General features: G+C 59.0%; 11 protein-coding genes, 3 rRNA genes and 1 riboswitch. Of the genes, 6 read left to right on the top strand and 8 right to left on the bottom strand.

Annotated elements, in window-relative coordinates; genetic code table 11:
* The first annotated feature begins 49 nt into the window (after positions 1 to 49).
* The 3 genes from BJP05_RS07470 to rrf all read left to right on the top strand — a co-directional run bounded on the left by BJP05_RS07470 (position 50) and on the right by rrf (position 5,368).
* Positions 50 to 1,566: ribosomal RNA gene (locus BJP05_RS07470) — 16S ribosomal RNA — on the top strand.
* Positions 1,567 to 2,003: 437 nt separating this feature from the next.
* A 23S ribosomal RNA gene (locus tag BJP05_RS07465) occupies positions 2,004 to 5,084 on the top strand.
* A gap of 165 nt (positions 5,085 to 5,249) precedes the next feature.
* Positions 5,250 to 5,368 (top strand): 5S ribosomal RNA (gene rrf, locus BJP05_RS07460).
* The 16S, 23S and 5S rRNA genes sit together here, the layout of an rRNA operon.
* Positions 5,369 to 5,526: 158 nt before the next feature.
* Here rrf and BJP05_RS07455 read toward each other — a convergent pair.
* The 4 genes from BJP05_RS07455 to BJP05_RS07440 all read right to left on the bottom strand — a co-directional run bounded on the left by BJP05_RS07455 (position 5,527) and on the right by BJP05_RS07440 (position 10,567).
* Positions 5,527 to 6,033 (bottom strand): GNAT family N-acetyltransferase, encoded by a 507-nt coding sequence (locus BJP05_RS07455; RefSeq protein ID WP_070362870.1) that lies wholly within the window; start codon positions 6,031 to 6,033, stop codon positions 5,527 to 5,529.
* Between the two features lie 128 nt (positions 6,034 to 6,161).
* Positions 6,162 to 6,812: a DUF3239 domain-containing protein gene (locus BJP05_RS07450; RefSeq protein WP_070362869.1), complete on the bottom strand. Its 651-nt coding sequence runs from the start codon at positions 6,810 to 6,812 to the stop codon at positions 6,162 to 6,164.
* A gap of 10 nt (positions 6,813 to 6,822) precedes the next feature.
* Positions 6,823 to 8,475 (bottom strand): DNA repair helicase XPB, encoded by a 1,653-nt coding sequence (locus tag BJP05_RS07445; RefSeq protein ID WP_070362868.1) that lies wholly within the window; start codon positions 8,473 to 8,475, stop codon positions 6,823 to 6,825.
* A 16-nt stretch (positions 8,476 to 8,491) separates the two neighbouring features.
* Positions 8,492 to 10,567, bottom strand: a complete 2,076-nt coding sequence (locus BJP05_RS07440) for a helicase-associated domain-containing protein (RefSeq protein ID WP_070362867.1) — start codon at positions 10,565 to 10,567, stop codon at positions 8,492 to 8,494.
* 53 nt (positions 10,568 to 10,620) lie between these two features.
* On the opposite strand from BJP05_RS07440, the gene BJP05_RS07435 reads away from it, so the two are divergent.
* Entirely contained in the window at positions 10,621 to 10,815 is a 195-nt protein-coding gene (locus BJP05_RS07435) for a hypothetical protein (RefSeq protein ID WP_070362866.1), read from the top strand.
* Positions 10,816 to 10,935: 120 nt separating this feature from the next.
* Here BJP05_RS07435 and BJP05_RS07430 read toward each other — a convergent pair whose 3' ends face one another.
* Positions 10,936 to 11,586, bottom strand: coding sequence for a resuscitation-promoting factor Rpf1 domain-containing protein (locus BJP05_RS07430; protein ID WP_070362865.1), 651 nt, complete (start codon positions 11,584 to 11,586; stop codon positions 10,936 to 10,938).
* A gap of 9 nt (positions 11,587 to 11,595) precedes the next feature.
* Positions 11,596 to 11,771: riboswitch (cyclic di-AMP (ydaO/yuaA leader) on the bottom strand.
* Between the two features lie 237 nt (positions 11,772 to 12,008).
* Here BJP05_RS07430 and BJP05_RS07420 point away from each other — a divergent pair.
* Entirely contained in the window at positions 12,009 to 12,392 is a 384-nt protein-coding gene (locus BJP05_RS07420) for a cold-shock protein (RefSeq protein WP_070362863.1), read from the top strand.
* Positions 12,393 to 12,395: 3 nt separating this feature from the next.
* On the opposite strand, the gene BJP05_RS07415 is transcribed toward BJP05_RS07420, so the two are convergent.
* Positions 12,396 to 12,902, bottom strand: a complete 507-nt coding sequence (locus tag BJP05_RS07415; RefSeq protein WP_070362862.1) for a DUF2771 domain-containing protein — start codon at positions 12,900 to 12,902, stop codon at positions 12,396 to 12,398.
* Between the two features lie 10 nt (positions 12,903 to 12,912).
* The gene (locus tag BJP05_RS07410; protein ID WP_070363560.1) at positions 12,913 to 13,698 is read right to left on the bottom strand and encodes a glutaminyl-peptide cyclotransferase; all 786 of its coding nucleotides are present in this window, start codon (positions 13,696 to 13,698) and stop codon (positions 12,913 to 12,915) included.
* Positions 13,699 to 13,745: 47 nt separating this feature from the next.
* Between BJP05_RS07410 and BJP05_RS07405 the strand changes: the two genes are divergently transcribed.
* Positions 13,746 to 14,417, top strand: a complete 672-nt coding sequence (locus tag BJP05_RS07405) for a DUF3027 domain-containing protein (protein ID WP_369822037.1) — start codon at positions 13,746 to 13,748, stop codon at positions 14,415 to 14,417.
* Positions 14,418 to 14,421: 4 nt separating this feature from the next.
* Here the strand turns inward: BJP05_RS07405 and BJP05_RS07400 are convergent, their stop codons facing one another.
* Positions 14,422 to 15,123: a hypothetical protein gene (locus BJP05_RS07400; protein ID WP_168156194.1), complete on the bottom strand. Its 702-nt coding sequence runs from the start codon at positions 15,121 to 15,123 to the stop codon at positions 14,422 to 14,424.
* Positions 15,124 to 15,251 lie beyond the last annotated feature (128 nt).

The following is a 15,251-nucleotide window of genomic DNA, read 5'->3' as shown; positions in this document are numbered from 1 at the left end:
TTGGTTAGGTTTTGGGCTTTTCACGGCCTTGTTTCTTTCTGAAATAGTTTTTGTGGAGAGTTTGATCCTGGCTCAGGATGAACGCTGGCGGCGTGCTTAACACATGCAAGTCGAACGGAAAGGCCAGTGCTTGCACTGGTACTCGAGTGGCGAACGGGTGAGTAACACGTGGGTGATCTGCCCTGTACTTCGGGATAAGCTTGGGAAACTGGGTCTAATACCGGATAGGACAACTTTTTGGATATTGTTGTGGAAAGCTTTTGCGGTATGGGATGAGCTCGCGGCCTATCAGCTTGTTGGTGGGGTAATGGCCTACCAAGGCGTCGACGGGTAGCCGGCCTGAGAGGGTGTACGGCCACATTGGGACTGAGATACGGCCCAGACTCCTACGGGAGGCAGCAGTGGGGAATATTGCACAATGGGCGCAAGCCTGATGCAGCGACGCCGCGTGGGGGATGAAGGCCTTCGGGTTGTAAACTCCTTTCGCTAGGGACGAAGCTTTTTTGTGACGGTACCTGGAGAAGAAGCACCGGCTAACTACGTGCCAGCAGCCGCGGTAATACGTAGGGTGCGAGCGTTGTCCGGAATTACTGGGCGTAAAGAGCTCGTAGGTGGTTTGTCGCGTCGTTTGTGTAAGTCCACAGCTTAACTGTGGGACTGCAGGCGATACGGGCATAACTTGAGTGCTGTAGGGGAGACTGGAATTCCTGGTGTAGCGGTGAAATGCGCAGATATCAGGAGGAACACCGATGGCGAAGGCAGGTCTCTGGGCAGTAACTGACGCTGAGGAGCGAAAGCATGGGTAGCGAACAGGATTAGATACCCTGGTAGTCCATGCCGTAAACGGTGGGCGCTAGGTGTGAGTCCCTTCCACGGGATTTGTGCCGTAGCTAACGCATTAAGCGCCCCGCCTGGGGAGTACGGCCGCAAGGCTAAAACTCAAAGGAATTGACGGGGGCCCGCACAAGCGGCGGAGCATGTGGATTAATTCGATGCAACGCGAAGAACCTTACCTGGGCTTGACATGTAGCGGATCGCCGCAGAGATGTGGTTTCCCTTGTGGTCGCTATACAGGTGGTGCATGGTTGTCGTCAGCTCGTGTCGTGAGATGTTGGGTTAAGTCCCGCAACGAGCGCAACCCTTGTCTTATGTTGCCAGCACGTAATGGTGGGGACTCATGAGAGACTGCCGGGGTTAACTCGGAGGAAGGTGGGGATGACGTCAAATCATCATGCCCCTTATGTCCAGGGCTTCACACATGCTACAATGGTCGGTACAGCGCGTTTGCTACCTTGTGAGGGGATGCTAATCGCACAAAGCCGGCCTTAGTTCGGATTGGGGTCTGCAACTCGACCCCATGAAGTCGGAGTCGCTAGTAATCGCAGATCAGCAACGCTGCGGTGAATACGTTCCCGGGCCTTGTACACACCGCCCGTCACGTCATGAAAGTTGGTAACACCCGAAGCCAGTGGCCTGTCATGGGAGCTGTCGAAGGTGGGATCGGCGATTGGGACGAAGTCGTAACAAGGTAGCCGTACCGGAAGGTGCGGCTGGATCACCTCCTTTCTAAGGAGTTTTATTTTGTTGGCTCACAGTTGTGGGCTTTTTTGTTGGTTGAGTCACCGTGGGTGTGGCTGCCAATTTGTTGTTTCCGGGTGGAGACACACCAGTCACGGACTGTCATGCATTCGTGTGGTGGTTGTGGTTGTGGTTGCAGTGTGGCCGGGTTTTTGTAGTCAAAAAGAAGTGTTAATTATTGTGTGTTGGTGCACTGTTGGGTGTCTGAGGCAGCAGTTGTGTTGTCTTGAATGATTCCGCGTGTTGATCACTGACTGGTTTGGTTGGTGGTTGGTGTGTGGGGTGTGTTGTGTGAGAACTGTATAGTGGACGCGAGCATCTTTATTCTTGTGGAAGAATTTTTTGATTGTAAGTTTGCCTAACAACAAGTGATTGTCATGCTGTTTGTGTGTGGTGGTTGTTTGTTGTTTGTTTGTTGTGTGTTTTTGTTTTGTTACAAGGGCGTACGGTGGATGCCTTGGCATGCTTAGCCGATGAAGGACGTGTGAGGCTGCGTTATGCCTCGGGGAGTTGCCAACAAAGCGTTGATCCGAGGATGTCCGAATGGGGAAACCTGGCACTTGTTATGGAGTGTTACCTGCAGATGAATGTATAGTCTGTGTGGGGGTTACGCGGGGAAGTGAAACATCTCAGTACCCGTAGGAGAAGAAAACAATTGTGATTCTGCTAGTAGTGGCGAGCGAACGTGGATGAGGCTAAACCATGCGTGTGTGATACCTGGCAGGGGTTGCGCGTGTGGTGTTGTGGGCGATGATTGTGGGTATGCTGCCATGTACCCTCATGATGCGGCGTGTTAGCGGAAGTCACCTGGGATGGTGTGCCGGAGAGGGTGAGAGCCCCTGTACGTGAAGGCGTGTCGTGTTGTGGTGATTGTTTGCCCGAGTAGCAGTGGGCTCGTGGAATCTGCTGTGAATCTGCCGGGACCACCCGGTAAGCCTAAATACTAAGTGTGACCGATAGTGGATAGTACCGTGAGGGAATGGTGAAAAGTACCCCGGGAGGGGAGTGAAAGAGTTCCTGAAACCGTGCGCTTACAATCCGTCAGAGCACCGCGTGTGTGTGATGGCGTGCCTTTTGAAGAATGAGCCTGCGAGTCAGCGGCATGTCGCGAGGTTAACCCGTGTGGGGTAGTCGTAGCGAAAGCGAATCCTAATTGGGTGTTGTTTAGTGGCATGTCCTGGACCCGAAGCGGGGTGATCTACCCATGGCCAGTGTGAAGCAGCTGTAAGAGGTTGTGGAGGCGCGAACCCACTTAGGTTGAAAACTGAGGGGATGAGTTGTGGGTAGGGGTGAAAGGCCAATCAAACTCCGTGATAGCTGGTTCTCCCCGAAATGCATTTAGGTGCAGCGTTATAGTAGTTTGCCGGAGGTAGAGCTACTGGTTGGTTGAGCGGGACTATCATCTTAGCAACATCAGCCAAACTCCGAATGCCGGTTAAGTGTTCTATAGCAGTGAGACTGTGGGGGATAAGCTTCATAGTCGAGAGGGAAACAGCCCAGATCGCCGGTTAAGGCCCCTAAGGGTGTACTAAGTGGAAAAGGATGTGGGATCGCGAAGACAGCCAGGAGGTTGGCTTAGAAGCAGCCATCCTTGAAAGAGTGCGTAATAGCTCACTGGTCGAGTGGTTCTGCGCCGACAATGTAGTGGGGCTCAAGTACACCGCCGAAGCCGCGGCATAGTTTTTACTATGGGTAGGGGAGCGTCGTGCATGGGGTGAAGCCATACTGTAAGGGGTGGTGGACTGTGTGCGAGTGAGAATGCAGGCATGAGTAACGAGAGATACGTGAGAATCGTATCCGCTGGATGACTAAGGGTTCCTGGGTCAAGTTCGTCTTCCCAGGGTGAGTCGGGTCCTAAGGCGAGGCCGACAGGCGTAGTCGATGGTCAACGGGTTGATATTCCCGTACCCGTATGCATGCGACAAAGAGTGAAGCGGTGATACTAACCACCCTGAACTGGCAACATGCGCATCCTTTTGGGTGTGTGGTTGTTGGTGATGCGTGGGGCCTGATCCGTGGTAGTTCAGTGATGGGGTGACGCAGTCAGGTAGCCGCGCCAAGTGTTGGATATCTTGGTGTAAGCGTGTGGCACGTCGACTTGTGAAATGCGGTCGATATTTTGTGTGAGGCGTGATGCGTAGCCCAATTGTTGGGTGATGGTGGTGATCCTTTGCTGTCGAGAAAAGCCTCTAGCGATGTGTGTGTATGGCCCGTACCCGAAACCGACACAGGTGGTCAGGTAGAGAATACTAAAGCGGTCGGGTGAACTGTGGTTAAGGAATTCGGCAAATTGCCCCCGTAACTTCGGGAGAAGGGGGGCCCTTGCTGGTTGCATGCCTTTTTCGGTGTGTTGCTGGTGGGGGTCGCAGAGAATAGAGGGGAGCGACTGTTTATCAAAAACACAGGTCCGTGCGAAGACGGTTAAGTTGATGTATACGGACTGACGCCTGCCCGGTGCTGGAAGGTTAAGAGGACCTGTTAGGACGTAAGTCCGAAGCGGAGAATTTAAGCCCCAGTAAACGGCGGTGGTAACTATAACCATCCTAAGGTAGCGAAATTCCTTGTCGGGTAAGTTCCGACCTGCACGAATGGCGTAACGACTCCCCTGCTGTCTCAACCACAGGCCCGGTGAAATTGCAGTACGAGTAAAGATGCTCGTTTCGCGCGGCAGGACGAAAAGACCCCGGGACCTTCACTATAGCTTGGTATTGGTATTCGGTGCGGTTTGTGTAGGATAGGTGGGAGACTGTGAAGTGGTCACGCTAGTGATTGTGGAGTCGTTGTTGAAATACCACTCTGACCGTAGTGGATGTCTAACCTTGGCCCATGATCTGGGTTGGGGACAGTGCCTGGTGGGTAGTTTAACTGGGGCGGTTGCCTCCCAAAATGTAACGGAGGCGCCCAAAGGTTCCCTCAGCCTGGTTGGCAATCAGGTGGTGAGTGTAAGTGCACAAGGGAGCTTGACTGTGAGACTTACAAGTCGAGCAGGGACGAAAGTCGGGACTAGTGATCCGGCACCTACTTGTGGATGTGGTGTCGCTCAACGGATAAAAGGTACCCCGGGGATAACAGGCTGATCTTCCCCAAGAGTCCATATCGACGGGATGGTTTGGCACCTCGATGTCGGCTCGTCGCATCCTGGGGCTGGAGTAGGTCCCAAGGGTTGGGCTGTTCGCCCATTAAAGCGGCACGCGAGCTGGGTTCAGAACGTCGTGAGACAGTTCGGTCTCTATCCGCCGCGCGCGTTGAAACTTGAAGAAGGCTGTCCCTAGTACGAGAGGACCGGGACGGACGTACCTCTGGTGTGCCAGTTGTTCCGCCAGGAGCAGGGCTGGTTGGCTACGTACGGGAGGGATAACCGCTGAAAGCATCTAAGCGGGAAGCCTGTTTTGAGATGAGGTTTCGTTTGAGGTTCCCTAGAGATGATGGGGTTGATAGGCCGGATCTGGTAGCACTGTGAGGTGTGTAAGGTGACTGGTACTAATTACACCGAGACTAAAACAAAGCACACACATGTTGGTGTTGTTTATGGTCAAATTAATGAGTGTTCTTCCGCGAAGAAGAGTTAAGTGTTTGCGTCCACTGTGCAGTGTCTGGCATGACATGCCTGTGCTGATATGTGAATATTGTCGTTGTTATCAACAGTATTGTGTTGGCACGATTTTGGTCGTGTCGGTGGTTGATGGCGGCGGGGAAACGCCCGGTCCCTTTCCGAACCCGGTTAGCTAAGCCCGCCCGCGCTGATGGTACTGCACCTGGGAGGGTGTGGGAGAGTAGGTTACCGCCGGCCTATAACTTCATTTTCCTGTGTGTGGTGGGTGTCACTGTTCCCGTTGTGGGGGGTGGTGGTACCCACCACACTCTTTTTTGTGCACCCACAACAAACAAACAAACAGGGCGTATACAGAGAAGCTCGTATCGAGAACCCCGCCGCGTTGAGCCCAGAATTCAGGAGAGGCGGTAGACCTCGTAATCGTTCGGTACACCCGCACCATGGACGTGCTGGAATCCGAGCCTCAATGCTAAACCGATCGATGCCTCATTAGTGGGGTCGATGATAGCGATGACTGGAAGCTGCGGGAAACGTTCCTGTGCATTGGCAATCGCCGCAGATGCAGCCTCCTTTGCGTATCCCTGGCCCTGAGATTCAGGGGCGAATCGGTAATATAGGTTGAGTACCTGTTCACCGGCTTCCTCACTGTGGCGTACTCCAGTAAACCCGATGGTTGTTCCGTCAAGCGTGGACACTACGTAGTAGCCAAGACCCTGTTCATCCCAGTTTTCTTGCCATGTGCTTGCCAACTCCTCTGCCTCTTTGCGGTTTTTCATCGCGAGGTCGGGACGGTGTTGATAGGTGCGGGCGTCGGCGTGGATCCTAAAAATGGCGTCTATATCTTGGTCCGTGGGAGGAGTGAGGATAAGGCGAGGGGTGCGAAGGGGAAAAGCATCGTTCATCTTGGAATCTCCGTTCAAAGTGTTAGGCCTCTCAGGCTACCTGGCCTCAATGGCTGAGGCATGGTGCAAGCAATACGCCCCAGGGCTTGAGCATTCCCTGGGGCGTACGCTGAGGCGAGGATGTCGGCCTAAAGAGCTATGAGCTCGTTTCTAGACTGCTTGACTAGATCCTCGTCGCGGATAGCTTGCTTGAGGGCGCGCCACTGATCGTCGGGGATATAGTCCGTGGCTTGTTTGATAACTTCCTCTGAAGGGGTGCCCCACGCGATTGGCATCGGAGTAATCGTTGCCCAGTGTGCCTTGTCGCGGGATGTGCGCTGGCCTCCCACAGCGACGCACGGAACTGCAGCGCCAACCTTAGGAGTGACGCCGGGGATCCGTTGCACCACAGTTGAGGTGAGCGCCCACTCGGCAGGGGACTGCTGGTCAACGGCTGTGTTTACTAACGCGGTGAGGGTAACTGTGGTGCCCTTGTCATCGGTGATGACAGCGGGAGAGAGGGGGTTGGCGTCGTAAATTGCTTGGGTACGTGGAACCGCTCGAGGAATAGCAAGACCGACGATCAGCATGATGGTGCCGAAAAAGATAAGAGAGAGGGATCCGAGTAGGCGCCAGGGGGAAGTCGGGTCGACGAGGAACCAGACTATGACGCCCGCGATGAGGCAGGCGACGAACAGAGCGATGCTTGAGGTAACGAGGTTCTTGGTATTTCGAATAAGTTCGTTGTGTTCTTTGGCGTATTCTTCGTCGACGTTGAAGCGGAATGGTTGTTCAGTCATAGGCCACAGTCTATAGGCCGCGTTTGAGGTCTGAGGCATCCATGATGCGATAAGCGTAGCCCTGTTCGGCGAGGAAGCGTTGGCGGTGCATGGCATACTCGGCGTCGAGGGTGTCTCGGGTGACCACGGTGTAGAACAGAACTTCGCTGCTATCGGGCTTGGGTCGAAGGAGTCGGCCGAGGCGCTGGGCCTCTTCTTGGCGGGAACCGAACGTGCCTGAGACCTGGATTCCCACGGCTGCCTGGGGTAGGTCGATGGAGAAGTTCGCCACCTTCGATACGACGAGGGTGCGGAGCTCGCCCTGGCGGAAGCGCTCGAAGGCTTCTTCGCGGGCTTTGGTGCTGGTGCGGCCGTCGATGAGAGGGGCGTCGATCTGCTGCGCAATGGTGCGCAGGTGGTCCACGTAAGCCCCGATGATGAGCGTCGGTTCGCCCTCGTGGTGGGCGAGAATGTCCTTGACCGTCGAGAGTTTGGCTGATGCGGTGGCGGCCAGGCGGTAGCGCTCGCGTGCGGAGGCCGTCGCATAGCTGAGGCGCTCTTTTTCCGTGAGCGTGGTGCGGACCTCGATGCATTCGGCGGTGGCGATGAAGCCTGCCATTTCGAGTTCTTTCCAGGGGGCGTCGTAACGCTTGGGGCCGATGAGGGAGAAGACGTCGTCTTCGCGGCCGTCCTCGCGGATGAGCGTTGCGGTCAGGCCGAGACGGCGGCGGGACTGGAGGTCGGCTGCCATGCGGAAGACGGGGGCGGGGAGGAGGTGGACTTCGTCGTAGATGATGAGGCCCCAGTCGGTGGTGTCGAAAAGCTCGAGGGCGCGGTATTCGCCTTTTGTCTTCCGGGTGACGACCTGGTAGGTCGCGATGGTGACCGGGCGTATCTCCTTCTTTTCGCCGGAGTACTCGCCGATTTCTTCCGGGGTGAGCGTGGTGCGGCGCAGCAGCTCATCGCGCCACTGCCGGCCAGCGACCGTGTTGGTTACGAGGATGAGCGTGGTCGTCTCTGCCTGCGCCATCGCGGCGGCGCCGACGATGGTTTTGCCCGCACCGCACGGCAGGACCACCACGCCTGAGCCGCCCTCCCAGAATGCTTGGGTGGCGTACTGTTGGTAGTCGCGAAGTTCCCAACCGTCAAAGTCGAGCGCGATTGGGTGGGATTCGCCGTCGACGTATCCGGCGTGGTCCGCCACCGGCCAGCCCGTCTTGATCAGTTCTTGTTTGATGCGCCCGCGCGCGGACGGGTGTACGCCTACCGTGTGCGCGTCGAAGCGCTGGCCAAGAAACGGGATGATGTTCTTGTTGCGCGTAATCTCATCCAGGATTGGGGGCTCTTCCGTGGTGAGGATGAGCCCGCGTTGTGGATCGTTGAGTAGGCTGACGCGCCCGTAGCGCGCCATCGTCTCCGCAATGTCGATGAGGAGCGACTGGGGGACGGGGAACCGGGAATAGCGCTCGAGGACATCGATTGCGGTCTCGGCGTCGAAGCCGGTGGCGCGGGCATTCCACAGGGCAAGTGGGGTGATGCGGTAGGTATGGACGTGCTCGGGGGCGCGCTCGAGTTCAGCGAATGGGGAAAGCGCTGCGCGAGCTTTCGCCGCGTCCGGGTGCGCGATTTCAAGCAGTACGGTTTTATCGGACTGCACGATCAGTGGGCCGTCCCCAAACGTCATTGTTGGACCTTTCTTTCTACACCAGCGTCACAGTGGTGACGCGCCGCAGTGGTATGCGGATCACGCGCTGCGTGGCCGTGTCCTGCGCATCAATGACGCCGACACTCACCGTCAACGGGATGACCGTTAGGGTGTGCTGCGCGCCCTGCGAGTCCGCGTACTCAACCTTGACGCGGCGACGGGCGCGGGCTGCTGCACGAAGCATATCAGTCGTTGACGTTTCGCTGACCCCGGAAGGTTGGCTTGTATCTGAGTTGAGGGCCGCAACAATCTTATCGACGTCCCCTTCGCTCAGAGAGGCGGTTCGGGGAAGCGAGGACGGTGTTGCTCGCACCAGTGTTGGTTCCTCCGCAAGCGTGATGGAGGCGCCGTGGTCGTCTTCGGCGGTTGGCTGCAGGCCCGCGGCTTGCAACTCGTGGAGCAAGCGTGGCAGCGGAAGCGGGCTGAAGGCGACGGTCGGCGCCAGGATCCGTAGATCGGCGTGCTCGGCCGCCACGGCGAGGAGGGCAGGGTCGGCGCAGCGGATGTAGCTCAGCGCGCTGCCGGCGCGGATTGCGCCGTGGGTGCGGGAGAGATCATCGATAAGGAAGGTGATGGCCTGCGGAACCTCGCCCATGATGTGCTGTTTCAACCATGTGTGCAGTGAGTCGGCGTCGTGCCCACGGTCGAGGGCGCGCTTCAGGGAGGCGTCGCTGATGCGCCACATGCTGGCAAGGCCCGGCGATTCAAGGTCGGCGATATCTTCGACGACGGCGGCGGTCGCCGCATCGAGCGGCCCCGGGGCGAGCAGTGTCATGTCGCCCTGCGCGATGAGCTGCGAGACCTCCGCGGGGACGAGCTGCTTCGTGGCCTCGACGACGTCGCCGTCGTTGAGGAGTGCCAGCAGCGGTGTCGACGGCGAGCTCCCCACGCCGCCAATCGCGCCGATGAATGCGGCTTCGGCGATGGTGGTTTCGATAAGTTGGGGCGAGAAATTCGCTGCCATGAGCGGTACGTGGAACAGTAATCGGGCCTCTTGGTCGGGGCCCGCGTACTCGACGATGCGCCTCCGGGCGTGCCTGACGTCGGGGTTGTGGGTGGGCTCCGAAAGGAGGCGGTGCTCCGGCGTCTTGTCGGTGCGCCAGGGCGAGGCGAGCCAGCCGGCGAGGAGGATAGCCCACTGGTCGGCGAGCGTGGCGTCCAACCAGGAAAGAGCGTCGTGGGTGGCCGCGAGTACGTCGGCCTCGTCGGTGCTTCCGCGGCCGAGAAGGCCGGCGGATTCGCCCGTGGTAATGAGGAGCGCAGGGTCGAAACCGAGGGCCTGCGTTAACCCCGCATGTGCGCGGACTCCCAGGGAGCCGTCCTTGTTCAGTGCGACCGGGGACTCAAGTAACAGGAGCAGCAGCTGGCGGAGCTTGCGCACCGCGTCGAGGCCCGCGCCAGTCGCGTTGCGGTCGATCGTCGGCTGATCTGGATCGTTGACGGCAGGGGCGTGCTCGGGGAACTCGCGCGGTGGCAGGCCACGTAGGACGTCGCGGACGGGGCGCGGTAGGCGGACCGTTGTGGCGTCGACGCGGATGAGCAGCCCTTTCGCAATGAGTGTTGCAACTGGCGTCGTGGGATCCGCGTCCGCCGTGGCGGCCCTCGTCGTGCCGACGGAACCTGACGCCGCTAGCGTATCCAGCACTGAGCGCTCGCGGGCGCTGAGTCCTTCCAGCAGCCCGTCGAGGTTCGGTGGGGCCTGGTCCCCGAGGCGCCAGCCCGACGGCAGCGCGGAAAGTGCCCCTGGTGCGACCTGTATGGCGGCGTCCGGGCCATAGATGAGCGCCATCGCACGGAGACGCTCGGCGGCCCCGGGAACACGCGCTGCTGGGACACTGTTGGTGTCGACGGGAGAGAGCTCGGCGCCGACGTCCCCGAGCGCTTCCAGAAGCCGCAACTCGGCAGCGTTGAGACGGCGTAACGCTCGTGCTGCAGACCCAGCCAGCGACAGCCGCGTCCCCAGCGAACCCCAGGATGGCGGGGTGGGGTAAAAGGCGTCTGGCCTGAGATAAATGAGCTCCCGGAGTTGTTCGGGGCGCATCGTGCGGAGCACTTCCTGGAACGTAGTCATAGCGTTGGCTAGTGTACGTGCGATTTTTGTCCAGGCGTGAAAGAATAGTACGCATGGCTAAAGACGTAGAGAAGATCGGTCGCGCGAACCCGGCGTGGCCCACCAACACCCCTGGTAATGGTTCGCCTGTCACCGAGCTGTCCTCGCAGCTTACCGGTGCATCTAGCCCGTTTGGGGACGAGCTCGTGCTCCCACTCCCAGCGGAAGAAATCGGGTACGTCCACCCAACGACGCGAATCAACCGCTAAGTGTTCAACCTTTCGGCCAGCCCTGAAAGAGTGGGCTGGCCAGTCCCTATGCCCCTTTCATAAAGCAAAACAAACGTGCCCGCCACAAGCTTTCTGTGGCGGGCACGTTCTATTGAGTGCTTAGCGGTTCAGCAGTGCTGCGCCGATAGCGGCGAGATCGCCCGAGCGAACAGCGTTGATCAGTGCAGCGTTCTGGCTGTAGAACGCATCGTAGTTCGCGCGGTTCGCAGCGTAGGACTGCTGGATGTGCGCCGGAATTGCGAAACCATAGTTGCTCAGGGAGCTGCCGAGCTGACGGTACAGGGCGTCAACTGGGTTCTCTGCCTGGCGCTGGGCTGCGTCCGGGGATGCAACGGCAGCGCGTGCAGGAGCAGGTGCCGGTGAGACAGCCTGTGCGTCGCGATTTGTCGCAGCGGAGTTCAGTCCAAGGCGAGCGGAGCATGCAGGCCATGCGCCCCAACCCTGCTGTGCCAGGGTGCGCTCTGCAACGATGATCTGCTGCTCACGGGTTGCCAGGTTCGCGGTTGGAGCGAACTGGCCGCCACCGAATGCCTGCCAGGTGGACGCGGAGAACTGCAGGCCGCCGTGGTAGCCGTTGCCGGTGTTGATTGCCCAGTTGCCGCCGGACTCGCACTGTGCGAGACGGTCCCAGTCGGAGTCAGGCGCTGCCGTGGCTTCTGGGGCCATCAGTCCAGCGAACGCCGCGGTTGCAGCTGCGCCGGCGAGTGCCTTCTTGGTCAGGGAAGTGGTCTGCTTGGAATGGCGTCCCATGAAAATACGATGTCCTCTCTTGTTGTCGCTTGCGAAGTAAGCTGTCGGGTTCGGGCTGAGGTGCCCGGTTGCAGTAGCAACTTCACCCCAAGGAATCTCCGGGAGGGAGTTTCCGAAGGTTGGGTCCTCCGCTTCTGTTGTTTGTGTAATTGTGCGAGGCGAACAGAACTCAGCGTGCCTCGTTTTCTTGCTGCGGGACAGCCTAACGCTTTATAACGATTTAGTCACGCTCCGGGCACTTTTTGGGGTCGGTGTCGCGGACGCGGGGAGACTGGTAGGGCCGTTTGGCCTGTTCATGAGCAAAATTGGCGCGAGTGTGATTTGTGGCACTTTCTTTCGTGTTGGGGCTCGAACGGGCGATACGACTATGATGGATAGCCACTGCTGAGTCTGCATAGAGAACAGAGAAGGAACGAAGACTAATGCCAATTGGAAAGGTGAAGTGGTTCGACGCCGACAAGGGCTTCGGCTTCGCATCCAACCCTGGAGACGACGACGTATTTATTTCTAAGTCGGTGCTCCCGGATGGTGTGGATGAGCTTGTGCCTGGACAGCGCATCGAGTTCGACTTTGCCGCAGGCCGAAAGGGCCCGCAGGCGCTGCGCGTCGCCATCTTGGAGACGCCGAAGCGTCGCCCCGTGCACCGTAGGAAGCCAGAAGAACTCGGAAGCATGCTTGCCGATGTGATGACGCTCATCGAGTCCGACGTGCAACCGGCGTTGACGGCTGGGCGCTACCCTGAACGCAAAGAGGCTCGACAGGTTGCGGGCATCCTGCGCGCAGTGGCGAAGGAGCTTGACGCCTAAGCGTTATTCAAACGCGACCGACCATGTGGCGACCACCGGGATTTCTTCCCCGTGGTCGTCATTTTTTACGGCCAGCGTCGAGACTTCAGCAACGAGGAGTTTTGCCCCGCCTTCTTTGACGGCAGGAGCGGTCTCTTCGGTGGTCTCGCCAGCCTGGTGGAGGCGCTCTTCGTTGGCGGAGGGGTCGTCGTAAATGAGGAGGAGGCGCCAGCTGCCCGCAGCGATATCTGGGTCGATGCGGAATGTGAGTTCGTCGGAGCCATCACGTGTGAGTGCCGGTGGCTCACCGCCGTCACATTGCTCATCGAGGGGGCAGAGCGTGTAAGGGGCGATCTCGTGCTCGCCGTCGGATGCAGTGACGTGAATCCGAAGGTCTTCTACGGGAAGACCTGGCTGCGAGCGCTGCCAGTTCATGAACGCGTACACCCCAGCGAGCAGGATAGCGACGGCGAGAACCGTCGCACCGAGTTGGAGTGCAAGGCGAGAGGAAGCACGGCGGGAAGCAGTCATGAGCGAAATTCTACTGGGACGGGACCAGCCGGACGCGGTAGAGGTCAGGCCAACGCTTGCCGGTGAGGTAAAACTCGTCGGTGCCAGGGATATGCGCGATCCCGTTGAGCACATTGTTTATGTCTTCGTCGGCGTTGTTGGGAAGAGACGACGCATCGATCCTGGCCGTGACGTGGCCGGAGGTGGCGTCGATACGCACGATGTCGGTGGTTGTGAAGATGTTTGCGTAGACGTCGTCGCCGACGCACTCCAACTCGTTGAGACCCTCGACGGGTTTGCCTTGGTCGGTGACTTCGAACCGCGCAAGCTCGGCGAGCGTGTCCGGGTCCATGCGGCGCAGCTCGGCGGAACCGTCGGAGAAAATAAGTGCATCATCGGTGGCGCACAGCCCCCACCCTTCGCCGTCGTAGTGGGCGGTATCGACAGTTGCTAGGGACGCTGCATCGCGGCGAAACGCGGTGCCCTCCTGCCACGTCAGCTGCCAAACCGAATCTCCGACGCGGGTCATGCCTTCGCCGAAGAACACGTCCGGCAAGGCAACCTCGCCCAACACGTCGCCTTCTGTCGTGAGCCGATACATGCCGGACGCTCCATATTGGCCGGTACTGACGAGGAGCGTGCCGTCCTCATCGACTTCGAGGCCCTGGGTGAACAGGGCAGGGTCGTAGTCGTAGCGTTGTACGATTTCGGGTTTCAGCTGCTCCACCTCGGTGGCAGCTTCATCGCAACCACTCACGGTGAGCAGCACCAAAGGACACATCAGGATGGACCAAAACCGTCGGGAGTGAACACGCATACGTCCATCATGCAGCATTTCCCCAGAAATGGGCCATAATGGAGAGCGTGTCTCAGAACAAGAACTCTTCACCACTGCTGAGCGACAAAGCAATTGAGGTCGCGCGAGAGGCCATCCTCGAGATCGCGGAAGGCGAGGTCGGCGCGCACATCGGTGTCGCTGGGCTCTCGAGCAACGTGGCCACGCACCGCTTCGAAGCGAGCGTGCCTGGCTACAACGGGTGGGAATGGAACGCGGTCGTCGCGTGTGCCACGGGCTCAACATGGGTGACCGTCAACGAGGTCGCGCTCATGCCGGCTCGCGACGCGCTGCAGGCGCCGGACTGGGTGCCGTACTCCGAGCGTCTTCGCCCCGGCGACCTCGGCCCCGGCGACATCATGGAGCCAGCGCCTGACGACGAGCGCCTGACCACAGACTCCTTTGCAAAGGATGCAGTGACGTTCCCAGGCAGGGAAACTGACCACTACCTCACGCAAGAAGGCCTCAATGCGGCGAAGACGCGGTGGCGGAAGGGCAAGTTTGGCCCTAATTCTGCGTTCGCCGAGCAGGCAACGCTGCACTGCCGGACCTGCGCGTTCTACATTCCAATGGAGCACCCAGTGGGGGAGAACTTCGGAGTGTGCACCAACGAATACTCAGCTGATGGCCGCATCGTCGCTGCATCCTACGGCTGCGGTGCCCACGCAGATACCAAGGCGCCGCGCCACGACGGGAAGTAACCCGCTAGAGCAGTGATGCCCGCAGCCGCCGGGTTTCATTGATCTCGCGGTGCGTCGGCAGTAAACCGCGCGAAATCATTCGGGGGCCAGGCTTGGGTGTGCCATACTCCTGCCATTGCTCGACAAGCCGGGCACCCTGCACAGCATCGACGGCCCACGTCTCCTGGTGCATCAGATCGAAGCGTGAGAAGCCGTCGTGCGCCTCATGCGTTTCGACGCCCGCCTCCTCCAACACACGCACAACCCCCTCCAGCGCGTATGACCCCGCGGTAGCAGGGTGCCCGGAGAAGACCGCCTGCGTGGCGCTTGGAAATGTGATCAGTGGTTGGAGGAGTGCGGAGATGATGCGGCCGCTGGCGTCGGCAAGCAATCCGTCGTTGGTGCCCAGCGTTGCCGATGCGTGCAACTGCCACCCGAGGTCCGGCCCGTGCCTGTTCGGCTGCGCGCGCTGATCCCGGATTGGCTCCGCGAACATGGTGATCTCCGTGGAGGGCGCAGGCGCCGGGCGAAGCGTCAAGGACACATGGTCTCCCCTGACGTGGACGACTGCTTTGCGAGGGCCCATAACCTGGCTGACCGTAACGCGGAGGCGTTCAAACTCCGAGTGCGAGATGCCGCAGCCGCGAAGCTTCGAAGTGAGCAGATCCGCATCTGCAACCATGCCTTGCGAAATGACAAAGCTGAATACATCCACTTTGGGCTCCAAGTCGAGATTATTAGGAAGTGTGTGCACTAAGGTAAAAGTCTATTGCAGGCTTTTGGCAGATAGATTTCAGCCGATGCATGCAACAACTTTGCTCTCTTTCATAACTTCCTCAACGAACTAAAGGGGAT

Source organism: Corynebacterium sp. NML98-0116 (genome assembly GCF_001767255.1).
In the GTDB taxonomy this organism is placed as follows: domain Bacteria; phylum Actinomycetota; class Actinomycetes; order Mycobacteriales; family Mycobacteriaceae; genus Corynebacterium; species Corynebacterium pseudogenitalium.
This window is presented reverse-complemented; position numbering and strand designations above follow the sequence as displayed.

Coding starts and splice junctions, on each gene's coding strand:
- BJP05_RS07430 (WP_070362865.1), bottom strand. CDS start 11,586: ATGGGACGCCATTCCAAGCAGACCACTTCCCTGACCAAGAAGGCACTC.
- BJP05_RS07440 (WP_070362867.1), bottom strand. CDS start 10,567: ATGACTACGTTCCAGGAAGTGCTCCGCACGATGCGCCCCGAACAACTC.
- BJP05_RS07435 (WP_070362866.1), top strand. CDS start 10,621: ATGGCTAAAGACGTAGAGAAGATCGGTCGCGCGAACCCGGCGTGGCCC.
- BJP05_RS07410 (WP_070363560.1), bottom strand. CDS start 13,698: ATGCGTGTTCACTCCCGACGGTTTTGGTCCATCCTGATGTGTCCTTTG.
- BJP05_RS07445 (WP_070362868.1), bottom strand. CDS start 8,475: ATGACGTTTGGGGACGGCCCACTGATCGTGCAGTCCGATAAAACCGTA.
- BJP05_RS07455 (WP_070362870.1), bottom strand. CDS start 6,033: ATGAACGATGCTTTTCCCCTTCGCACCCCTCGCCTTATCCTCACTCCT.
- BJP05_RS07415 (WP_070362862.1), bottom strand. CDS start 12,902: ATGACTGCTTCCCGCCGTGCTTCCTCTCGCCTTGCACTCCAACTCGGT.
- BJP05_RS07420 (WP_070362863.1), top strand. CDS start 12,009: ATGCCAATTGGAAAGGTGAAGTGGTTCGACGCCGACAAGGGCTTCGGC.
- BJP05_RS07450 (WP_070362869.1), bottom strand. CDS start 6,812: ATGACTGAACAACCATTCCGCTTCAACGTCGACGAAGAATACGCCAAA.